The following is an 18,596-nucleotide window of genomic DNA, read 5'->3' as shown; positions in this document are numbered from 1 at the left end:
CTACGCAACGAGGGATGCATCCGTCTTCATCGATTTCTGTAGCAAAAAACCGCACACCTTGGTGCCGAGTGCGAACAGATCGGCGGGGTCCATCGACGTGACTTCGATGGCGGTGAGGGTCGGGCTACTGATGCGCGGCACGACCTTTACCAGACTGTTGACGTCGATTTGCAGCAGCTCGGCCAGGCTCACACCGCGCAGCTCGCCCGAGTTGGGTTTGCGCAGGGTGATGCTGTCGATGCTGGTGGTGCCACGGCGGATCGGCGTGTCGAGGATGACCGTGTTGTCGTCGGCCAGTGGTTGCACGTCGGGTTGTTCGGTAGCTGCGGTTTTCATGGGTAAAGCTCCTGATGATGAGGGGGGCGGTTAGCGATCAAAGGCCGATGGCGTTGCGGTGTTTCTCCAGCATGTCGACGCCGCCGACCTTCTCGATGAAGTTCAGCAGGTCGATTTCGATGATGTCTTCGTTGTCGACGGTCAGCTTGTAGTAGGTGCAGGTGGTGGTGATGGAGTGTTCAGTGTCTTCACCGGGCTGGGCTTCGCCCATTTCGATGGTTTCGTGACGGCCACGCACGGTGATCTCCACCGCACTGACTTCACCGGTGTCGTCCTGCTCAAATGAGCCGGCGAAACGCAATGCCACGCCCGACGCATTGACCGCGCCGAACTGCTTGAGTACGACCAGGTCGAGCCCGCCGAGCTTCCACTCCAGCTGGATGCCGTCGTCGGAGAAGCCCAGGTCAGCCTTGACCGGGCCGCTCATGCCGCCGCCGCGATACGCTTCCATTTTGCGGCCCAGGGCGGGGAGGGTGACGGTCTTCACTTTGCCGGTGTAGCTGCCACCGTCGTTGAACAGGTTCAGGTGTTTCAGTTTATGAGGCAGGGCCATGGCGGGGTTCTCCGGGGTTATGGCACAGGGTTAGCTCCCGTCGCGGGGAGGCCCGGTTTAAGCGTTAATGGCGGCTGCGAACTGCATCAGGTAGCGGTCAGTGATGCGCTGACGCAGGGTGAGGTCTTCCAGGGGCGGCACTGGGGTGTAGTCGTAGTCCAGGGTCAATTTGCCGGCCTTGAGGGTGTCCTTGTCATTGATGTCCTCCGGGTACCAGCACTGCCCGCCGATCAGGTAGCCCTGGGCGATCAGCTCGCGGAATTTGGCGTTGATCCCGTTGATGATGTCTTTGACCAGGGACGCGTGCATGGGCTTGTCCATGGCCCACATGTGGGCCTCGGCCATGGTGTCGGCGATGATCTGCGCAGTGCGGGTGTAGTTTTCGAAGGCAAACAGCGGATCGTCGCTGCACGTGCGGCTGCCCCAGAAGCGGAAGCCACCCTCGTTGATCAGGGTGGTGACCTCGTTGCTGTTGAGGTAGTTGGCGTCAGTGGCTGGGTTTTGCAGATCCCAGAACACATCGGCGCTGATGCCTGTCACGCCGTTGACCGCGACATTGGAGATGGTTTTGTGCCAGCCGATGTCTTTGTCGATCAGCGCCCGCAAGCCCAGCGCACGGGCTACTGCCGACGCGGTGACGGTCGCGCTGGTGACCGTGTCCCAGTTCTGGAACTCCGGCCAGATCACCATGACTTCACGGGCACCGAAGTTTTCGCGGTAGGCGACCACCTCTTCCTTGGTTTTGCAGTCCCACGCACCGACGTAGGCGAAGGCGCGCAGGTCCTTGGCGATCGATACCAGGGCGGTGGCCACCGGTTGGCTGTCGAGACCTGGCACACCAAGAATGCGCGGCGTCATGCCTACTCGGGCCTTGGCGGCGAGCAGGGCTTTCATGCCGGTGTACTTGCCGTCGGCGGTGGTGGTGCCGATCAGGGCGCTGGTGGTGGCGGCTTCGTCTGCGCCTTCCTTGACTCGCACCACGATGGTGTAGGGCTTGGTCTGGTCCGCGATGGCCTGCAGGCTCTTCGCCAGAGTGCCTTTGACGCCGGCTTTGGCGATGGCGGTTTGCACATTGGTCAGCAGGACAGGGGTGTCCAGCGGGAAAGCGAGCGGGTCCGCATCTTCAGCCGTACATACCAGGCCGATGACTGCGGTTGCGATGGTGCGAATGGGGCGGGTGCCGTCGTTGAGTTCGAGAACCCGCACGCCGTGGAGATAGTCTGAACCGGCCATGGGTGGTTGCCTGCGCTGTGATGGAATGACAGTGCACAGGCTGCCGCGCGCGCGCCGGATGGGCGAGCGGCGCGGCTTGTAGCTGGGTGAATTACAGGGCGTCGTTGGCCGAATCCCAAGGATACTGAGCCTGGATTTCTTCGAATCGGGCTACACCGGCAGCACGGACGGCCTCCCAGCCTGGCTCGTTCATCACTTGCATGCGCTGAGCTTCAGCAAAGTAGCGATCCGAACCTGTGAGGGGATCAGCATACGACCGTAGGCGCAGTGCCTCGATCTGTTCGCGGGTGGGTGGGATCGACTCGGGATCGGTAGCGGTAATCGCGCCAGTTCCATCAATCCGCCAGATCGAGTCAGGTTGCTGGAGAATGCGCGCCGATAACTCGTCGCTGATCTCGACCGCACCTTTCGGGATGGCATGTACGCCCCGGAAAAGCATGTGTTGAAACAGCCCATCGTCATTGAATACAACATAAATTTTTGACATGTCAGCGCCCCAATGCGAACCAGAAGAAAGAATAGGTCCCGCCGGCCGACCAGCTCAGGATCATGGACGTTGTTGTCAGCGACTGAACGTTCGCTGCAACTGAACTGGGACTCCCGCCGACAATGGAATTCGGTAGAGCCCAGGCAATTAGGCACTCAACAGGAAATGGCACAGCAAAAGCTGCCGAGGTTCCTGAGGTGAAGGTTCGATTTCCCCATTGCCAGACCAGGCCCCCCATCCAGCTGGGGAAGTAGATATAGCCGTTGACTGCCAACGAGACTCGGAAGCCTGCGCGTAACTTCTTCGGTGTAACCATCGTTGCATCATCAATGCCCTGGTCAACCTGGCTTTGACTCGCGACTTTGGCCAACCCTGCTACCGCCTCGGTGGCTTGAACAAGTACCTTTGCCAGGCGGTGTGCCAGCTTCAGCGGAGTGACGGTTCGAGCGTCGGTGGTGCCTTCATCCATGTCCTCGTCTTTCGCGTTGGCCTGAACGCCTGATTTGCTTTCCGTCGCTTCAACCCAGCGTTTCCTGAAGAACTGGAAAACGTTCAGCATGGTGGCCGGCTTTGTATTTTCGGTCACTTCGTCAGCTTCAGCTTCGGCTTTGCTGGCCGTTTCGATGGCGTAACCCGCCAGGGTGTTTGGAGAGGTGCCAGCCAGAACCCGACCGAATTTATCGACCGTTACGCTCCTGAAGACGCCTGCAACGTCCTTCGCTGTGGCTGATAGCAGTTCGAAATTAAGTGCTGTGGTGCCAATCACAACAGGGCCGTCAGTGGTCAATGTCCAAACTGTATCGGCGTACGTATCACCGCGTTCAACTCCTACCGTCAGCGCAGAGGTCACTTTTGCGTTGGTATCCGCGTCAGGCGACCTTAACCATTGGCCTGTTGCCGCGATGTATATGCCATTCTGACTCGCGGTCTGCTGCTTTCTCACCAGCACGCGCGCGCCCGGTTCCAAGGCAATGCCATCAATGGTCTGTAGGCCGCCCAGTGCGACGCTATTGAGGGTTGCAACGACGACGGACTGTTTTAAGTCGAGCTTGCCAATTTCTTCTGCAACCTTTACGTCAACGTACTCTCGCGTTGCGAGTACCACCGACGGATCAATTTTCAGCTCGATGTTGCTCGTACTGCTCACGATCAGGTTGATCCTGATCACCTGAGTCCGCCCTGAACCTTGGGCAAGAAGCGGCTTGTATGTTGGTGCGCAGTTGGCAATGGCAACTAGATCACCCGCTGCATCGTACAGCCCGATCTCGCGCACCCACCAACCGCCGACGCTCTCGGGAATGATCTGTTCGGCGATGATCACACTGGCGTTGTTCGGGTCGACCTTTACCTGATTCAACGGTGCACGACGGCGCTCGTTGATCAATTTGGTCTGAGTGCGACTTGGGATAGGGTCGGTGCCGTTGGCGTCACCCACGGCCATCTGCGCGAACGTCCAGGGCACGCCCAGAGCGTCTGCGTTGGCTTGTTTGGCTTCGCCTACGGCGGTAAGGATCGCGAAGAACTGGCTGTTTTGATCGGTCATGAGTAGATGTCCATCGTGTCGATATGGTGTTCGCGGCCACCGATGCGGTACACGCCGCTGACGTCGATATCGCGCTGGGTCGGTGGGTAAACGCTGAGTTCGTCGCCTTCGTACACGCAGGCCCCGATGTACACGGTGCCGGTGCTTTCCAGGCTGATAGCCAGGCCGGTCAGGGGGCGCGTGAGGGGCTTGGCGTCATCGATCAGCCAGGTCAGCTCCTGGTACATTTCTTCGGTGATTCCGGTGTCCAGCACGCCGACCTTCAAAGCAAAGGTGCCGGGCACGCCTTCCGGGACGGTCTGCCACCACTCCACCACCTCAATCAGGTAGCCCAGCGGCTCGACCACGCGGCGCAGAGCGCCGATGGTGCCCTTGTGCGCGTGGATGTAGCGGGATGAGCGGATGGCGGCGCGCTTGGTGGCTTCCGTCCAGTTGCTGTCCCAGCGGTCGACGGAGAAGGCCCAGGCCAGGTAGGGCAGTGCCACCACCGGGCAGGTGTTCGGGTTGCACAGCTGCCTCAGCGGGATCGGTACGCGCTGGATCTCTGCGAGTGCCTGTGCTGCGTGCAGCTCAAGCGGCACTGAGTTATTCGGCAGCAGCCGTTGGGCGCCCATTATTCAGCGCCCCGCGTGAGGGTGACGCCGGTGCAGTAGGGCGCCTGGGCTTTGGTGGCGACGATATCGACCCAGTCCTCCAGCTCAACCTTGCGCACGCCTTCGACGAATAACGCGGCGTGCAGGGCCGATTCGGATACTTCCATTGCCAGGCGTCGTCGTTGGTGGACGTAGGCCAGCAACCTTTGTTCGGCGGCAGCAAGGATCGGCTCCGACTCGGGGCCACTGGTCAGCAGGTAGAGCTTGGCTTTGACCGGGTAGCGGATGATCTGGGCGCCTTGCACGGTCAGCCTGTCGGCCACGGGCCGGCGGTCATCGTCACTCAGATGTTTTTGAACGGCGGCGACCAGGTCGGGCGATGCTGTGCCGTCGCCGAGCAAGGATTGAACGGTCACCACCGCCACGGCGGGAGACGGGCTTTCTGCTGTGGCGTCGGCAACACGGCCGTCAGCCCCACGGGCGTGGAATATGTAGCTCTGGCGCGGGCCGGCGGTGCTCAGGCCTTCCCAGGACATTTGCGCCCGTTCGCGCAAGCTGTCGTCGCTTTCCATAATCCGTGCGACGGGTGGGACGGCCATGGGCTTGGCTTCCTGAACCACCAGACGCTGGACGTTGAAGTTGCCGGCCAATTGGTCCAGATCCGGGCCTTTCGCCAGGGCCAGCAGGTTGGCAATGGCCGCTTCATTCACCCGTTGCCGCCAGATGGTTTCGCGGTAGGCGTTCTCTTGCAGCAGCTTGGTCAGGGGCTCTGATTCAAGCTCAAGGCGGGCGGCAATCTGCGCCTGTTCCTCGATCGGCCACAGGCTGATCATGTAGGCCTTGCGCTCGGCCAGGATCAATTCGAAGTCGATCTGTTCGACGATCTGCGGCGCCGGGAGCTGGCTGAGGTCAATCGCGGCAAAGGAATTCATACGCTGCCACCCATCTGCAACGGCACGCTCAAGCTCAGCGGCTCATTGCTGTCGACAACAGAACCTTCCAGCGCTAGCACCGACTGCCCTTGCAGGTTAGCGCCGATGAACTGCACGCGGCTGAGGCTGATACGGGGTTCCCAGCGCATCAGGGCCATGACCGTGCTCGCGTAAACCCGCAGGCGCGTGGCGTCGTTGAAGGGGTGGTCCACCAGCTCGGGCAGTAGGCTGCCGTATTCGCGGCGCATTACGCGCGTGCCGATGCGGGTGGTGAGGATGTCCGTGATGCTCTGGCCGATATGGGCCAGTTCGCCGATGGCGCCGCCGGTTTCTCGGTTCATATGGGCTTACCTGATTGATCGTCGCCTTGCTTGACGCCCGTGGTCAGGTGGTTGACCAGGCTGATGTTGGCCGCGACTACGTCTTCGGAAACGGTCACAAGGCCGACCACGTTCTGGTTGCCGGTTTGGTTGTAATCGCCCTGGTGATTGATGGGGCCGATGATGTTGATCCCGCCCTTGCTGACCAGGCTGGTGGTGCCGCTTTCGGGCAGGGTGGCGTTCAGGTGATGGGCGACGCTGTCGTATTCGATCACCGCGCCGTCGGCGTAGGTCCGACGGTGCAGGCCGGCGCGGTTGCCGTTGGCGGGGATGTGGTCGCTGAACAAACCGGTGACGACGACGCCGTTGGCGAGCTGGCCGGATGGGCTGAGCAGGATCACCTGTTCGTCGACGGTGGGCGGGTCCCACTCGCGGTCAGAGCCAGCGCGCAGGGCGAGCCATGGCAGCCAGGCGGTGGTCAGTGCACCGGTTTTTACCTTCACGCGCGGGGGCTCCATCTGCACGGCGGCGATGACGCCGAAGCGGATGAGGTTTTCGAGCATGCGGGAGAGGGCGGCGAAGTCGTTCATGGCGCCGATGGTGGCGCCACGCGTGCGGGAGTGCAGCTTGCGGACACTGTAATCGCCCTGTTTACAGGTCTCGAAATTATCCCAAAGTTAATGCGCGCAATACTAAGCGAGCTACCGGATTAAAACTGCTATTGCCAGAATGAAAAACATAAATGCTGAAGATCCAACTGCAATAGTCATGTTGTTTAGTTTTTTTTCTAATTTTTCAATATTTGTTGTCAGGTTTTTGAGTTCTATAGTATTGCAATTATTTTTTTCGCTTGGTGACGTCGATTCGTTATCAAGAGAACTCTTGTCAGCATGAACTGCAATGATACTTCCGCCAGCCCCAGAGCAGGCAAAGAGTAACACTTGTGAATAGATTTCCAGATAATCCCTATAATGCTCTGGGATGGTATCTAAGGGGACGAATACATATATTATTCTTAAGTATGCCGTTTGAAATATAACACCGAATGATATTATAAAAAGCCCTTTAATTATCCGGTCTTGTTTCAGTTCAAGAACCATGACTAGAGTCAAAAATATCCCTAGAATTAATGTGAATATAGCTATTTCGGGTTGTTTGAATATACCCGCCGTGATTGGTGATACGAATGCCAATATAAAAGCCATAAACCACAAGCCTACGATAATTTTATGGTTTGGTTTGGTCATTATTTTTGCGGTCCTTGCATGTTGGTTTTCGGCAGGGAAAATACTTTATTGCGTTAGGTGTGTCAGCAAAACTTCACGAATCATATCAAGGTTCATGACTGTCACCCCTAATAACTCACGTTTCTCATAACGTATCTCTGGCGCGCCAGGCCCAGCTCGATCTTTCAAACCGTATTGGTGAACTCTTGCAATCCGGGCGAGACGCCCGGTGAAGCCTACCGTCACGCCATTGCTATCTCCACGGACCTTCAGATACGACGCGGTCCGCAACTTTTTGAACATCGCCAGCTTCCGCTTAACCCGTCCCTGCTTGCCACGAAGGTCCCTATGCTTACGCGGCGCAAACTTGCTCCCGTCCGGGTTTTCCTGCGCCATCACCCGCTTCTGCTGACTGCGCCGTAGCTCCTGCCCGATGCTGCGGGTCAATTTGCTGCGCTCCCCTGGCTCCAGCCGAGCCAGCAGCACCGCTGCCCAGGTCTCCAGCGCCTCCAGGTTATTCGCCATCCGGCACTCTCCACTCACTGGTGTTGCCTTGGGCCCCAGGCTTCCAGTCCGGGTCGAGGTAGCCCACCACGTACTGCGGTTCGTGCGGGTGCTTCACGGTGGTTTTGCCCTGGTCATCCTTACCTACGATGACTTTCTCTGTCAGCGCCAGGGTAATGCTGAGGTCCACTTTGTCCTTATCGAGGATGTCGGCTTCGAACTGGATGCCATTTTTGACCTTGTCCAGGTTCTCCAGCAGCTCGGATTGGTTGACGCTGAGCCAAGCCAGGATGGGCAAGAACACGCTGTCGGGGTGGCCAACGAACTCGGTGAGGATGATCTGCAGATCAAAGCTGTATTCAAACGACAGCGTATTGGCAGCAGTGCAACGGACCTTGCCGTTGTCGATGAAGATCAGCAGGCGGTCGGGGTCGTGCTTGAAGTCGGCGACGGTGGCCAGCAGGTGAGCGCGCAGACTTTCGGGCTTGTTCATGGGTTGGCCTGTTGGTGTTTGTAGACCATGTCGACCTGGGCGGCACAATCGGCCCAGGCGGCTTCGGCGCGGTCCTGGTCAGTGAGTTGGTCGCCATTACTGCGCGGGCTGGTCGACGGCAGCACGCACGGCACCACGGCCGGACACCCAGTCACGGTAAGCTGCGGCGCCGGTGAGGGCGGGGCGCTCGCGCAACCGGCGAGCAGCGTCAGGCAAAGGCTGATCAGCCCAGTTCCGTAGTTCGTCGTTTTCACGTTTCAGCTCCTCGATGGTTCGCTCACGCTTTGCCAGGCCCAGACGCAGCTGCTCCTGCTGGCTGCGCATTTGGCTCTGTGCGTCACGTTCCTGTTTCAGGGTGTCGGTGAGCGTGTTGGCGGTTGCAAGGTTGCGGTCAGCGTCTTCGCGGGCGGTCTTGGCCGCAGCCGTTGCCAGGTCGGTTTTGCCTTTGGCTACGCCAATGCGGGTTTCCTGAACCCAGATCAGCAGCCCCAAGGCGCCGAGCAAGGCGATGCCGTAAAGCACCTGGCGCAGCATGCTCACGCGCGGTACCAACCGAGTTTGTTCATGGCAGCGGTGTCGAGCTGCCTGATGGGACCCCGCACGATCACTGCCCGAGCACCGTTCATCAATTGCAGGCATTCAGCCAACAGCTCCATGTCGCCCTGTTCGGTCGACTCAGGTACCACCAGCAGATCACCGTCTTGCACGCGTAATTTTTCCACCGCTTCGAAGTCGATCATGCCGCTACCCCTTGTCCGCATTCGCAGCTGGCATGCCGTTCGTAGGCGCGCTGGAGCTTGGTGTCGTAGAGATTCCGCAAATAGTCCGGCCCGTTGTAGAGGCGGGCGAACTCGGCCCATTTGCGGGCCTTGAGCGCCTTGTGCAAAGCTGGATCGGTTTCGATAAATCGCGTGAAAGCGTCGAGCTGCTGCGACTCGCCGGCAGTCATTGCCGCGACGAAGGCCTGCACACTGGCGTAGCCGAGGCGCTTCCAGTGGAACCCCATGATCTGAAAGGCTCCCCAGGAAGCTGACTCCAGGGCGGCTGTGTCGTCGATCAGGCGAGCCATGGCCAGGCGCTGGTGTTCGGCGGTGCCTCCGATGTATCCGCCGGGCTTCGGGTTGACCAGGGCAGGGTTGGCGGCGGCGAGCTGGTCGGCATGACGTTTGAGTTCCGCTGTGTCATCGCCGGCATGGCGAGCCGTGGCGAGCTGGCGGTACATGATGTGGCGTTCGAACAGAATCACCGGCTTGCCATTGTCGAGGAAGCCTTTGCCCTTGGACTCCACCTCATTGACCGCGTAGATGCTTGCCAGCGGCACGTTGAGGCGTTCGGCAGCGGCCACCAGGTCGTTGTTGCGCAGTAGCTGGCCGCAGTCGCCACCGGCCAGGCTGGTTTGGGTCTTGGTGCCGGCGATACCGTCGGCGACCAGGCCGACTTTAACCTGGTAGGCGCGGACGGCAGCTTCGGTAGCGTCGCCGTAATGCCCATCCGGTACCAGGTTGGCGCCGTTCTTGTTGAGGTTCTTTTGCAGCATCAGGACCGCTTGCGAGCGGTCGCCGTAGCGAAGGGTGGTCATAGCTGTTCTACCTTTCGGTTGAAAAACTTCTTGGCCGCCGCACGGGTGCCTTCGACACCGAGCAGCCCGATAACTCCGCCGAAAAACGGTGCGGTGGAGGTCGGAATGCCGAGCAGCGCCAGGCCGTGGCTTGCAGCCAGGGCCAGCGTGCCGCAAAGCGGGGCCTCGACCACCATGCGGCGGAAGGTGCCGCCGCCGTACATGATCCGCAGGGCCGCGATGATCAGGGCCAATATTCCGGCGTAAAGAGTCGGCCAGTTTTGTTCGAGCCAGGCGGCGAGCCAGGCCCATGTGTCGGGACGGTCAGGCATGCGCTTCATTCCGTTGTCCAGGGTTGGTGGGTTCAAGGGCTCGGTGCCGCAGGGTCAGTTCCATAGCTGCACCATTTGCCGCTGGGGCGCGGTGGTTTGGGCTTCGGGCATATTGACGACAAGGCCTTGCGGCAGGATGGGGCCGTGGTCGGCCAGGCCGGGGTTGGCTTCAAGGACGGCCTCGGTGACGCCGGCAGTGCGGCCGTAGAACCGCCAGCAGAGGTCGTCGACGGTGTCGTTTTGGTTGGTGCGGACGGCGACGGGCATCAGATCAGCTCCACGGTGGTGCGGGTGCGGCCGAGGAAGTCGCGCACAGCCCAGCGGAGGTCGCGGCGGTAGTCGTCGATGTTGGGGGTGAGTGCTTCTGCCTTGTCGCTACCGGTATTGGTGGCGCTGTAGTCGCGGTACCGCTCACAGACTTCGGCGCCGGTGCCAGCCTCAATCGCACGGCGGTAGAGGTGGACCTTTACCGACACATCCTTGATGCGATCACCGGGTACGTCAGTCAGAGTCGCGTGGCCAGCGGCCTGTTGCGCGGCTCGCCATTCGCTCAATTCGTTGTTGAGATTGATCGCTGCCGCGATCACGGCAGTCTCCAGGCGAGCCGGGGTGACGCTGGCGTCGATGCGCAGGGTGGCGCGTAAGCCATCCAGGTCAATCGAAGGCCAAAACGGGTCGGTGTTGATATGGCCGCCGTCGACTGTGCCGCTGGCTACAAATGCGCTCATGACTGCACTCGAAATAGATCGCCGGTGGTCGGGGCTTCACGTTCAGGAGGAGCGGCCTGGCCGATCCGCCCCGAGCCGGCGGGGTGCGTGGGGACGCTCGATTAGCTACCGGTGGCAGCGTGTTTTTTCAGGAGGCGTTCGGCGCCGTCCAAATCTTTCTTGCCGCCGCAGCTGTCGTGCAACTCGATGGCGCGTTTGAGCAGATCAATACCGACTTGAATCTGTCCCGGCTGGCCGGGTTCCTCAGCCGTGATGCCATGCACCGTGGCACGGCCTGTTGCCAGGTAGAGCTTGGCGCGGGCCTGGTCGGGCATGTCTTCGTCGTCGGTCAGCTCAATGGTGCGATGCAAGATGCTCAGGTCGAAAGTGCCGTTGGTTTTTTGCGCCTTCAGTGCTGCGGTGGCGATTTCTTCCGCTACGAGGCAACCGGTGGTGCGCTCAAAACGGTCGGGCATGATCAGCTTGTGCTTGAGCACGTAGTCGGCGATGTCCAACGCGCCGCCGTACTCCCCTGCGTCGATTCGCCAAACCATGATGGTGGTCAGAACGTCGTCCTGTGCACCGTTGCCGCTGGCAAGCACACCTTCGATATAGGGGACGTACTGAGGCAGCAACTGTGGTTTGAGCGCCTCTTTTGCAGCCGTGGACTGAATCGCCTTCAGGCGTAGCCGATCCTGAAGCAACTGATTCAACTGATGCTCGTAGGCGGTGGCGCCGGCCATTGATTGCTGCGGCGCCGTTTTCGCTGATTCCATGGCCGCGCGAGCGCGGCGTTGGTGGGCTTGGGCGATGCTGAGTGCCATGGGATTAACCCTCGCCGCCAGCGTCTTCGACTGGGGTGATGTTTTCCAGCAGGCAGCCAAGGCCGTATTCCTCGACCACATAGGCCTCGTTCGACGATTCGAAGTTGCTGACGCGGTTCCACTCCGGCTCTTCCTTGAGGTAGCGGCGGCGCCCGCCGATCTGCCAGTACACCGACAGGTTGGCGAAGGTGGTGATGAGGATCGTGCCTTCGGGGATATACGGCACCTCGTACAGCGGCAGGCCACCGACGCGGCGTTGCGAGATGATCAAGTCGCTCGCCAGGGTGTTGGTTGCGTCCTGGTCCTTGTTGACCAGGGCCAGGAACTTGTCGTGCACCAGCTCGCGACCTGTCAGCACGACTAGGCCAGGGTTGCGGCGGTACCAAGGGTCCAACAGCTGGATGGCGTCGTAGACCAGGGCGTCGATGTTTTTGAAGTCGCCGGTTTTGCCGATGGTGATCTTGCCGGCGGTTGCACCTTCCTTCAGCACTCGATCGGGTGCGTGGGTGCGGTACTGCTGGAGCCAGCCGATGTTGACGTCTTCCAGCAACGGGTGCGCGGTGCGGTCGGTTTGCTCGGCGGCTGAAACGCCGTAGAAACCGATCTGGATGCGGTCGAGCGCCTGGCGCTGAGCAATGGCGCTGGACAGGCGGGTCTGGAAGTCCGGGAACTTGGCCCAGGCGTCGAGCTGCTTGTAGCTGACGAAGGTGTCGAAGTCGGTGTGTTCGGCTTTGTACTTGTCGCTCGACAAGGTGCCGATGCTGCGTGGCTCACGTTTCTTTTCGTTGGTGTTGGTGCGGCTGGCAACCGTGCCGCCCACGCCCAGACCGACCTTTTCGCCTTCCTGTTCATCGACGCCGATGACGTTGACTTTGGTCAGGAACTCGCTCGACTCCTGGATTTTGGTTTCCAGGCGCTGCTGGATAGTTGGATCGACGCTGAACGTGGCGGTGGCCGATTCGACGCCGTTGAGCTGTGCGACCTGGCTGAGGTAGCCGGCAAAGAGTTTTCGAGTGTCGTTACGCATGGGTGTCTCCGATAGTGGGCTGGGCGGTGTAGGCCGCAGGTCAGAACTCAGCCAGGGCTTGTTTGCCGCCGCCGGTTACCGGTGGGCGCTGGGTTTGGGAGTGGTCTTGGGTCTTGCCGAGGGTGGTTTTCAGATCGGTCAGGTCTTTGCTGAGCTGCTCGACCTTGGTGTTTAAATCGCTGGAAAACTTCTTCTCGGCGGTCAGTTGCTCGGGCAGATCCTTGACGTGGTCGGCGATCGCTTCGACGGCCTGGCCGATCTGGGCGAACTCGGCATCGTCCTTTGCCTGCTTGCCGCCCAGGAGCGCCTGCACTTTGCTGAAGAGCTTGGCGCCGAGGCCTGGCTTGTCTTCGATTTCTTCGAATTGAAGCTCGGTTTCCACGGCCTCGGTGAACATCGAAGTGGTGGAGTAATGGCGATCCTTGAACGGGCTGGATTCAGGCTTTTGCGCGGAGAACGCCAGCACGTCGGTGCCCAGGCTGGCCGGTGAGTCGGTCACTGCCAGGCCGACGATGTAGGCTTCGCCGGTGTCCGCGAAGCTGTCGTCGATCTCGATCGAGGTGTAGACCTTCTGTTTCGCCTTGTTCATAGCGATCAGCTCAGGCGTCGGCTCGACCTGGGCGAACAGGGCCAGCTTCTTCTGGCCGTTGATTTCTACTTCTTCGGTCTTGACCGCGAGCACGTCGCCGTAGGCTTTGAACGGGCTGTCTGGCAGCAGGCTACGGAAGTGCTCCAGCCAGATGCGGGCGCCGTAGGTGGACGGGTTGAAGTTCTTCGCGGCTTGTTCCAGCCAGCTGCGTTTGATGGTGCGCTTGTCGGAGGTAGCGCCCTCGACTGCGACGCGGAACCAATTGCTGCGAAATTTCTTCATGCCGGGAATCCTCAGTGCGTGGGGCGCATGCTTTGACGTAAGCGGTGCGTTGCAATGAGGGGCATGGTCGTGACGCGCGCGAGTTGCGGCAACGAGATGGGATTGTAGAGGGCAGGACTACAAGGGGCGACGCTACTGACTCGCGGGCTTGAGCGGCAGCATCGCGGCCATGACTACGACTGAACTGCTTCCAATCGATCCCCGGCGCCAATCCAAGTTTCTGTATTGGATGGGGTGGCGTATCTGCGAGATTGCCGAGGCTACGGGCGAAAAGGAAAAAACGCTACACAGCTGGAAAGCCCGCGACGAGTGGGACCGGGCGGATAACGTCGAGCGCATCGGTGGGGCGCTGGAAGCGCGTTTGGTGCAGTTGATCCTCAAGGAAGGCAAGAGCGGCGGCGACTTCAAAGAGATCGACCTGCTGCACCGGCAGTTGGAGCGACAGGCTCGCATTCAGCGCTTCCAGGGTGGCGGTACTGAAACCGAACTCAACCCCAACCTCGCTAAGCGCAACGAAGGCCCGAAGAAAAAGACTCCGAAAAACGACATCAGCGAAGAGCAGATCGAGCTGCTGCGTGAAGCGTTTATCGATGAGTGCTTCGACTACCAGAAAGACTGGCATCGGGCAGGCAATCAGCGAACCCGCGTCATCCTCAAGAGCCGGCAGATCGGCGCTACTTACTACTTTGCCCGCGAGGCGTTCATTGATGCGCTGGAGACCGGGCGCAATCAGATCTTCCTGTCGGCTTCGAAGAACCAGGCCTATCTTTTCCGTGGGTATATCCAGGCGTTTGCCCGCGATGTTATCGGCGTCGAGTTGACCGGTGATCCCATCGTGCTGCCGAACGGCGCCGAACTGTTCTTCCTCGGTACCAACGCGCGCACCGCACAGGGCTACCACGGCAATTTCTATTTCGACGAATTCTTCTGGACGTTCAAATTTGAGGAACTGAACAAGGTTGCGTCGGGTATGGCGATGCACAAGAAGTGGCGCAAAACCTACTTCTCGACGCCCTCGACCATGGCCCACGAGGCGTACACCTTCTGGACGGGCGAGCGTTTCAACAAGGGCAAGCCAGCGGCGCAACACACCAAGGTGGATGTTTCCCACGGCGCGCTCCAACAGGGCCGTTTCTGCGAGGACCGGCTGTGGCGCCAGATCGTCACCATCCTGGACGCGGAGGAGGGCGGCTGCGACCTGTTCGACATTGAGGAATTGCGGCGGGAATACAGCCCCGAGGCGTTCGCCAACTTGCTGATGTGCGAGTTCGTTGACGATGGCGCGAGCATCTTCCCCCTGACGGTGCTGCAACCGTGCATGGTCGACAGCTGGGTCGAGTGGGCCGAGGACTACAAGCCGTTTGCCATGCGGCCTTTCGGTGACCGCCAAGTGTGGGTGGGTTATGACCCGGCGGAAACCGGCGACTGCTCGGGCCTGGTGGTGGTCGCGCCGCCACTGGTGCCAGGGGGCAAGTTCCGGGTGCTGGAGCGGCACCAGTTCCGTGGCATGGATTTCGCGGCCCAGGCTAGCGTAATCAAAGCCGTCTGCGACCGTTACTGGGTGACGTACATCGGGATCGACGTCACCGGTCTGGGTAGCGGCGTGGCGCAGCTGGTGCGCCAATTTTTCCCCAATGTCACCACGTTCAGCTATTCGCCTGAGGTCAAGACCCGGCTGGTGCTGAAGGCCTACGACGTGATCCACCGGGGCCGGCTGGAGTTCGACGCCGGCTGGACCGACATGGCGCAGTCGTTGATGACGATCCGCAAGACCATCACCGCAGGCGGTCGCCAATTCACCTACACCGCAGGCCGCAACGACAACACCGGCCACGCCGACCTGGCATGGGCGCTCTTTCACGCATTGCACAACGAACCGCTGGAAGGGCAGACCACTGCCAACACCGGGCGGATGGAGATTTTTTGATGTCGAACCGCCGCAGAAATACCAAGCAAGTGGCCCAGGCTTCCACGGTTGCAACGCAGGAGTTCATTCCGCGCAGTGATAGCAAGATGGAGGCGTTCAGCTTCGGCGATCCGTCACCAGTGTTGAGTGGCCGGGAGGTGTTTGATTATCTGGAGTGCTGGTTTAACGGGAGGTGGTACGAGCCGCCGCTATCGCTGGATGGTCTGGCGCGGTCGGTGGGTTCTAGCGTGCATCTGCATTCGGGGTTGATGTTCAAGCGCAACTTGTTGAGCAAAACCTTTATCCCACACCGGCTGCTGTCGCGCGCAGCGTTCGAACAGTTCGCCCTGGACTTCCTGTGCCTGGGTAACGGCTATCTGGAAGGACGGCGCTCGATGCTCGGCCCGGTACGCGAGTTGGCACCGCCGTTGGCGAAGTACATGCGCTCGGGCAAGGACGGCCGGCAGTTCATGGTCCAGGGCTGGAAGGAGGAGCATGAATTCGAACCAGGCACGGTCTTTCACCTGCGGGAGGCGGATCTGCACCAGGAGGTGTACGGGCTGCCTGAGTGGATCAGCGCGTTGCAGTCGGCGTTGTTGAATGAATCGGCCACGCTGTTTCGCCGCAAGTATTACGAGAACGGCAGTCATGCGGGTTTCATTCTCTATATGACCGATGCCGCGCAGAACGAAGCGGACGTCGATTCACTGCGCAAGGCACTGAAGGACTCCAAGGGGCCTGGCAACTTCCGCAACCTGTTCGTGTATTCGCCGAACGGCAAAAAGGACGGGTTGCAGATCATCCCCGTCAGCGAAGTGACGGCCAAGGACGAGTTCAACTCGATCAAAAACCAGACCCGCGATGACGTGCTAGCTAGCTTGCGCATTCCGCCGCAGCTGATGGGCATCGTGCCGCAGAACGCGGGTGGGTTTGGGTCGATCAGGGAGGCGGCGCAGATCTATGCGGCCAATGAACTGGAGCCGATTCAAGCTCGTATGGCGCAGGTGAATGACTGGCTGGGGGAGGAGGTCGTGCGCTTCAAGCCCTATGATATTCCGGTAGGGACTTGATCACCAGCTACCGGACAATTTTTATTCCTAATAGACAAAGCTCCCGCGCTATTGGTGAACCACCGGGAGCCGAAACGTCAAAAAAAACAGCTGGAAGGTGGGCTGCACACGTGGCAATAATCCGCGAAACCATAGGAGGTGGTAGTTATGTCACTGGGGAATTTGCAGCACCGAGTTAGAGAGTCAGCTCGTATTTTGGCAACCGGTAGAGGCGATATTAAGGATCGTTTAACCGTAGCCATGCTCGATAAATTTTTGCTTGCGAATGTTCCTGATGAGCCGGATCTTCCAGATTATTTCAGGATTGAAATCGCAGGGATCATCTCTGAACTAACGGTTAAGAGTTGGAATGGAGAGGACCGATTACGAGCTACTCTCTACCGCATGCGTCAAAAGACTGCGCAGACGTTCGCAGAGCGAATTTGGTGCTTGCATCATGAACTCGAGGAATATCTTCGTAGCGGTTTCATACCTGTCCCAGATGAGTAAGTACGAGTTTTAGGGGCAGATCATTGGGATCTAGAAATTAATTCTGCTCCCTTGTTCTTTACGTTCCCTACGGCGTCGCTGACCTTGAACCATTCAAAGGCCTCGGCTGGCTCGCCCTGGTGCAACACCATCTGCTCGGCACGCTCTTTTGGCGTTGCCGGGTCCAGCCATTCGCGGGCAAGGTCGGGCGTCAGTACCACTGGCCTTCGATCGTGAATGTCCACCATGCCGCCGACACTGTCGGCGGTGATGATTACAAAACCATCATGCTCGCCTGGGCCTTTATCGGCGTCTGGTAATTGGCCGATGGCGGCGCACAGGATCGGCGCTCCCTCCCGCCTGCGGATCAGGTAGGGCTGTTTCTTCGGTCCACCTTCATCCACCCATTCAAACCAATTGTCGATAGGCGTGATCGCACGGTGCGGCCAGATCGCCCTGAAGAATGGACCGTGGGCGACCTTCTCGACGCGTACGTTGATAGGTGCGGCGCGGTCTTTCGCCCAATGCGGTCGCCATCCCCAGCGAACGGGATCAGCGTGCAGCAGTTCGCCTTGCAGGTGCAGCAATGCCACCTGTGTCGTCGGAGCAACGTTGTACCGCTCGATCGGTTGGTCACCCACTGAGTTTACCAGGGCGTTGGGCATGCTCAGCGCCGCGACGAAGTCGTGGATTCCCCTGTACTGCGATAGCCTTCCGCACATAGCCAAGCCCTCCTTCCGTTTGATCTTAGACAATCGTGGTCGGTTGAGGCCTCATCTCTTTGACGATTCGCTTTAGGCCTTCGGCTTCACGCTGACTGACCCTCAGTGACGTCGTCAGGGTGTCGATCTGCTTGCGCATCTCCGCCGCTTCGCCGCCTCTCTGACGAAGGTATCCAGCGAACTCGGCGTTCTTCGCCTGGGTAGCCAGCAGCATCTGACTGATTCCGAAGACATCCTCCCGTGCTTTGCGCAGTTGCACGTTCAGGTCCTGGATCTCGTTCTCCAGGAGGCGGCAGTGCTGCCGGTACATTTGCAATGGGGTAGGGAGGCCAAGCCAGCCGAGAGTGTCTTCATCGTTATTCATAGGGGCGAATCCAATACTGTATACGCATACAGTAATTGAGGTTTGCCCATGACGCGATTTGAGGCGACGAACTGTAGGAGGGAGGGGGATTTGGGTCAGAAAAAGTCAGCTGGGATAGATGAAGGTTTGTCCTTCAGCAGCATGAAAAAACCAATCCAACATAGCATTTGCAGGGTGTCACAGCAAGCTAAAACGCCCGCGCGGACCAATAAACACGGGGCTTCGGGGGCTACGTGGTTGGCACCCAGGGAGCTGTCGACAATTCGGGGAGTTGGCGTGCCACATAACGGGCTACAGGCGTGCCACATCGGGGCAGTGACGTGCTTCACCGCCCGGCGCGCGCCGTCGTCCCCCCACCTCGCCTGCGGTCTAAACGGGTCGTTTTTTCTGCGGACCTGCGGACTAATCCCGGCGGTTAAGGCTGGGCGCTCGTTTAGCTTTCAGGAGGGGGCAGAAACCTGCGGAACCCTGCGAGGGTGGATGGTTTGCGCAACGCCTATGAGCACGCATGCACGGCTGAATTCTGT

General features: G+C 59.7%; 26 protein-coding genes and 1 pseudogene. 3 read left to right on the top strand and 24 right to left on the bottom strand.

The window, feature by feature from the left end; translation table 11 throughout:
• The 22 genes and pseudogenes from ACP7BX_RS01670 to ACP7BX_RS01565 form a co-directional block, all read right to left on the bottom strand.
• Window positions 1-336, bottom strand: a complete 336-nt coding sequence (locus tag ACP7BX_RS01670) for a phage tail assembly protein (RefSeq protein ID WP_426131342.1) — start codon at window positions 334-336, stop codon at window positions 1-3.
• 37 nt (window positions 337-373) lie between these two features.
• On the bottom strand, window positions 374-889 hold the full coding sequence (locus ACP7BX_RS01665) for a phage major tail tube protein (protein ID WP_426131340.1): 516 nt from the start codon (window positions 887-889) through the stop codon (window positions 374-376).
• Between the two features lie 57 nt (window positions 890-946).
• On the bottom strand, window positions 947-2,122 hold the full coding sequence (locus ACP7BX_RS01660) for a phage tail sheath protein (protein WP_426131338.1): 1,176 nt from the start codon (window positions 2,120-2,122) through the stop codon (window positions 947-949).
• 91 nt (window positions 2,123-2,213) lie between these two features.
• A complete protein-coding gene (locus ACP7BX_RS01655; RefSeq protein WP_426131336.1) occupies window positions 2,214-2,609 on the bottom strand; it encodes a hypothetical protein in 396 nt (131 codons plus the stop codon).
• A gap of 1 nt (window position 2,610) precedes the next feature.
• Window positions 2,611-4,152, bottom strand: a complete 1,542-nt coding sequence (locus ACP7BX_RS01650; protein ID WP_256575326.1) for a phage tail protein — start codon at window positions 4,150-4,152, stop codon at window positions 2,611-2,613.
• Window positions 4,149-4,766 (bottom strand): phage tail protein I, encoded by a 618-nt coding sequence (locus tag ACP7BX_RS01645; protein WP_426131334.1) that lies wholly within the window; start codon window positions 4,764-4,766, stop codon window positions 4,149-4,151. Before ACP7BX_RS01645 ends, ACP7BX_RS01650 begins: the two co-directional genes overlap by 4 nt.
• Window positions 4,766-5,677 (bottom strand): baseplate J/gp47 family protein, encoded by a 912-nt coding sequence (locus ACP7BX_RS01640; protein WP_426131332.1) that lies wholly within the window; start codon window positions 5,675-5,677, stop codon window positions 4,766-4,768. The genes ACP7BX_RS01645 and ACP7BX_RS01640 overlap by 1 nt, the downstream gene beginning before the upstream one ends.
• Window positions 5,674-6,018 (bottom strand): GPW/gp25 family protein, encoded by a 345-nt coding sequence (locus ACP7BX_RS01635; RefSeq protein ID WP_426131330.1) that lies wholly within the window; start codon window positions 6,016-6,018, stop codon window positions 5,674-5,676. The genes ACP7BX_RS01640 and ACP7BX_RS01635 overlap by 4 nt, the downstream gene beginning before the upstream one ends.
• Window positions 6,015-6,587, bottom strand: a complete 573-nt coding sequence (locus tag ACP7BX_RS01630; RefSeq protein ID WP_426131328.1) for a phage baseplate assembly protein V — start codon at window positions 6,585-6,587, stop codon at window positions 6,015-6,017. Before ACP7BX_RS01630 ends, ACP7BX_RS01635 begins: the two co-directional genes overlap by 4 nt.
• A 111-nt stretch (window positions 6,588-6,698) precedes the next feature.
• Complete coding sequence (locus ACP7BX_RS01625) at window positions 6,699-7,244, bottom strand: hypothetical protein (RefSeq protein ID WP_426131326.1); 546 nt, start codon at window positions 7,242-7,244, stop codon at window positions 6,699-6,701.
• Between the two features lie 45 nt (window positions 7,245-7,289).
• Window positions 7,290-7,748: a phage virion morphogenesis protein gene (locus tag ACP7BX_RS01620; RefSeq protein ID WP_426131324.1), complete on the bottom strand. Its 459-nt coding sequence runs from the start codon at window positions 7,746-7,748 to the stop codon at window positions 7,290-7,292.
• Complete coding sequence (locus ACP7BX_RS01615; protein ID WP_426131322.1) at window positions 7,738-8,220, bottom strand: phage tail protein; 483 nt, start codon at window positions 8,218-8,220, stop codon at window positions 7,738-7,740. The genes ACP7BX_RS01620 and ACP7BX_RS01615 overlap by 11 nt, the downstream gene beginning before the upstream one ends.
• Window positions 8,217-8,402 (bottom strand): annotated as a pseudogene (lysC, locus tag ACP7BX_RS01610) (Rz1-like lysis system protein LysC); the annotation flags it as partial. The gene ACP7BX_RS01615 and the pseudogene lysC, both read right to left, overlap by 4 nt.
• The gene (gene lysB, locus ACP7BX_RS01605; protein WP_426131320.1) at window positions 8,317-8,760 is read right to left on the bottom strand and encodes an Rz-like lysis system protein LysB; all 444 of its coding nucleotides are present in this window, start codon (window positions 8,758-8,760) and stop codon (window positions 8,317-8,319) included. The pseudogene lysC and the gene lysB, both read right to left, overlap by 86 nt.
• Window positions 8,757-8,960, bottom strand: a complete 204-nt coding sequence (locus ACP7BX_RS01600; protein WP_426131318.1) for a hypothetical protein — start codon at window positions 8,958-8,960, stop codon at window positions 8,757-8,759. The genes lysB and ACP7BX_RS01600 overlap by 4 nt, the downstream gene beginning before the upstream one ends.
• Complete coding sequence (locus tag ACP7BX_RS01595) at window positions 8,957-9,799, bottom strand: N-acetylmuramidase domain-containing protein (RefSeq protein ID WP_426131316.1); 843 nt, start codon at window positions 9,797-9,799, stop codon at window positions 8,957-8,959. Before ACP7BX_RS01595 ends, ACP7BX_RS01600 begins: the two co-directional genes overlap by 4 nt.
• Entirely contained in the window at window positions 9,796-10,119 is a 324-nt protein-coding gene (locus tag ACP7BX_RS01590) for a phage holin, lambda family (protein ID WP_178953318.1), read from the bottom strand. Before ACP7BX_RS01590 ends, ACP7BX_RS01595 begins: the two co-directional genes overlap by 4 nt.
• Before the next feature lie 45 nt (window positions 10,120-10,164).
• Window positions 10,165-10,377, bottom strand: coding sequence for a tail protein X (locus ACP7BX_RS01585; RefSeq protein ID WP_426131314.1), 213 nt, complete (start codon window positions 10,375-10,377; stop codon window positions 10,165-10,167).
• Window positions 10,377-10,838, bottom strand: coding sequence for a head completion/stabilization protein (locus ACP7BX_RS01580; protein ID WP_426131312.1), 462 nt, complete (start codon window positions 10,836-10,838; stop codon window positions 10,377-10,379). The genes ACP7BX_RS01585 and ACP7BX_RS01580 overlap by 1 nt, the downstream gene beginning before the upstream one ends.
• Before the next feature lie 101 nt (window positions 10,839-10,939).
• Window positions 10,940-11,641, bottom strand: a complete 702-nt coding sequence (locus ACP7BX_RS01575) for a terminase endonuclease subunit (RefSeq protein WP_426131310.1) — start codon at window positions 11,639-11,641, stop codon at window positions 10,940-10,942.
• A gap of 4 nt (window positions 11,642-11,645) precedes the next feature.
• Complete coding sequence (locus tag ACP7BX_RS01570) at window positions 11,646-12,668, bottom strand: phage major capsid protein, P2 family (protein ID WP_426131308.1); 1,023 nt, start codon at window positions 12,666-12,668, stop codon at window positions 11,646-11,648.
• 40 nt (window positions 12,669-12,708) lie between these two features.
• Window positions 12,709-13,539 carry a GPO family capsid scaffolding protein gene (locus ACP7BX_RS01565; protein ID WP_426131306.1) on the bottom strand — a complete coding sequence of 277 codons (831 nt, stop codon included), beginning with the start codon at window positions 13,537-13,539 and terminating at the stop codon, window positions 12,709-12,711.
• A gap of 169 nt (window positions 13,540-13,708) precedes the next feature.
• On the opposite strand from ACP7BX_RS01565, the gene ACP7BX_RS01560 reads away from it, so the two are divergent.
• The 3 genes from ACP7BX_RS01560 (at window position 13,709) to ACP7BX_RS01550 (ending at window position 17,004) form a co-directional block, all read left to right on the top strand.
• Entirely contained in the window at window positions 13,709-15,466 is a 1,758-nt protein-coding gene (locus tag ACP7BX_RS01560) for a terminase ATPase subunit family protein (protein ID WP_426131304.1), read from the top strand.
• Entirely contained in the window at window positions 15,466-16,515 is a 1,050-nt protein-coding gene (locus tag ACP7BX_RS01555; RefSeq protein ID WP_426131302.1) for a phage portal protein, read from the top strand. Before ACP7BX_RS01560 ends, ACP7BX_RS01555 begins: the two co-directional genes overlap by 1 nt.
• Window positions 16,516-16,662: 147 nt before the next feature.
• Window positions 16,663-17,004 (top strand): hypothetical protein, encoded by a 342-nt coding sequence (locus tag ACP7BX_RS01550; RefSeq protein ID WP_426131300.1) that lies wholly within the window; start codon window positions 16,663-16,665, stop codon window positions 17,002-17,004.
• Between the two features lie 20 nt (window positions 17,005-17,024).
• On the opposite strand, the gene ACP7BX_RS01545 is transcribed toward ACP7BX_RS01550, so the two are convergent.
• Window positions 17,025-17,705, bottom strand: coding sequence for an SOS response-associated peptidase family protein (locus ACP7BX_RS01545; RefSeq protein ID WP_426131298.1), 681 nt, complete (start codon window positions 17,703-17,705; stop codon window positions 17,025-17,027).
• A 25-nt stretch (window positions 17,706-17,730) separates the two neighbouring features.
• Window positions 17,731-18,069, bottom strand: a complete 339-nt coding sequence (locus ACP7BX_RS01540) for a hypothetical protein (RefSeq protein WP_426131296.1) — start codon at window positions 18,067-18,069, stop codon at window positions 17,731-17,733.
• Window positions 18,070-18,596: the final 527 nt, after the last annotated feature.

The sequence above is a fragment of the Pseudomonas sp. DWP3-1-3b3 genome (assembly GCF_049896305.1).
Taxonomy (GTDB): Bacteria; Pseudomonadota; Gammaproteobacteria; order Pseudomonadales; family Pseudomonadaceae; genus Aquipseudomonas; species Aquipseudomonas azotoformans_A.
This window is presented reverse-complemented; position numbering and strand designations above follow the sequence as displayed.

Bases quoted from the DNA above. Each gene is read 5' to 3' on its own strand.
- ACP7BX_RS01615 (WP_426131322.1), bottom strand. From the start codon at position 8,220: ATGAACAAGCCCGAAAGTCTGCGCGCTCACCTGCTGGCCACCGTCGCC.
- ACP7BX_RS01620 (WP_426131324.1), bottom strand. From the start codon at position 7,748: ATGGCGAATAACCTGGAGGCGCTGGAGACCTGGGCAGCGGTGCTGCTG.
- ACP7BX_RS01575 (WP_426131310.1), bottom strand. From the start codon at position 11,641: ATGGCACTCAGCATCGCCCAAGCCCACCAACGCCGCGCTCGCGCGGCC.
- ACP7BX_RS01670 (WP_426131342.1), bottom strand. From the start codon at position 336: ATGAAAACCGCAGCTACCGAACAACCCGACGTGCAACCACTGGCCGAC.
- ACP7BX_RS01640 (WP_426131332.1), bottom strand. From the start codon at position 5,677: ATGAATTCCTTTGCCGCGATTGACCTCAGCCAGCTCCCGGCGCCGCAG.
- ACP7BX_RS01580 (WP_426131312.1), bottom strand. From the start codon at position 10,838: ATGAGCGCATTTGTAGCCAGCGGCACAGTCGACGGCGGCCATATCAAC.
- ACP7BX_RS01540 (WP_426131296.1), bottom strand. From the start codon at position 18,069: ATGAATAACGATGAAGACACTCTCGGCTGGCTTGGCCTCCCTACCCCA.
- ACP7BX_RS01665 (WP_426131340.1), bottom strand. From the start codon at position 889: ATGGCCCTGCCTCATAAACTGAAACACCTGAACCTGTTCAACGACGGT.
- ACP7BX_RS01630 (WP_426131328.1), bottom strand. From the start codon at position 6,587: ATGAACGACTTCGCCGCCCTCTCCCGCATGCTCGAAAACCTCATCCGC.
- ACP7BX_RS01635 (WP_426131330.1), bottom strand. From the start codon at position 6,018: ATGAACCGAGAAACCGGCGGCGCCATCGGCGAACTGGCCCATATCGGC.
- ACP7BX_RS01650 (WP_256575326.1), bottom strand. From the start codon at position 4,152: ATGACCGATCAAAACAGCCAGTTCTTCGCGATCCTTACCGCCGTAGGC.
- ACP7BX_RS01600 (WP_426131318.1), bottom strand. From the start codon at position 8,960: ATGATCGACTTCGAAGCGGTGGAAAAATTACGCGTGCAAGACGGTGAT.
- ACP7BX_RS01545 (WP_426131298.1), bottom strand. From the start codon at position 17,705: ATGTGCGGAAGGCTATCGCAGTACAGGGGAATCCACGACTTCGTCGCG.
- ACP7BX_RS01585 (WP_426131314.1), bottom strand. From the start codon at position 10,377: ATGCCCGTCGCCGTCCGCACCAACCAAAACGACACCGTCGACGACCTC.
- ACP7BX_RS01660 (WP_426131338.1), bottom strand. From the start codon at position 2,122: ATGGCCGGTTCAGACTATCTCCACGGCGTGCGGGTTCTCGAACTCAAC.
- ACP7BX_RS01555 (WP_426131302.1), top strand. From the start codon at position 15,466: ATGTCGAACCGCCGCAGAAATACCAAGCAAGTGGCCCAGGCTTCCACG.
- ACP7BX_RS01565 (WP_426131306.1), bottom strand. From the start codon at position 13,539: ATGAAGAAATTTCGCAGCAATTGGTTCCGCGTCGCAGTCGAGGGCGCT.
- ACP7BX_RS01590 (WP_178953318.1), bottom strand. From the start codon at position 10,119: ATGAAGCGCATGCCTGACCGTCCCGACACATGGGCCTGGCTCGCCGCC.
- ACP7BX_RS01625 (WP_426131326.1), bottom strand. From the start codon at position 7,244: ATGACCAAACCAAACCATAAAATTATCGTAGGCTTGTGGTTTATGGCT.
- ACP7BX_RS01645 (WP_426131334.1), bottom strand. From the start codon at position 4,766: ATGGGCGCCCAACGGCTGCTGCCGAATAACTCAGTGCCGCTTGAGCTG.
- ACP7BX_RS01570 (WP_426131308.1), bottom strand. From the start codon at position 12,668: ATGCGTAACGACACTCGAAAACTCTTTGCCGGCTACCTCAGCCAGGTC.
- ACP7BX_RS01655 (WP_426131336.1), bottom strand. From the start codon at position 2,609: ATGTCAAAAATTTATGTTGTATTCAATGACGATGGGCTGTTTCAACAC.
- ACP7BX_RS01550 (WP_426131300.1), top strand. From the start codon at position 16,663: ATGTCACTGGGGAATTTGCAGCACCGAGTTAGAGAGTCAGCTCGTATT.
- ACP7BX_RS01595 (WP_426131316.1), bottom strand. From the start codon at position 9,799: ATGACCACCCTTCGCTACGGCGACCGCTCGCAAGCGGTCCTGATGCTG.
- ACP7BX_RS01560 (WP_426131304.1), top strand. From the start codon at position 13,709: ATGACTACGACTGAACTGCTTCCAATCGATCCCCGGCGCCAATCCAAG.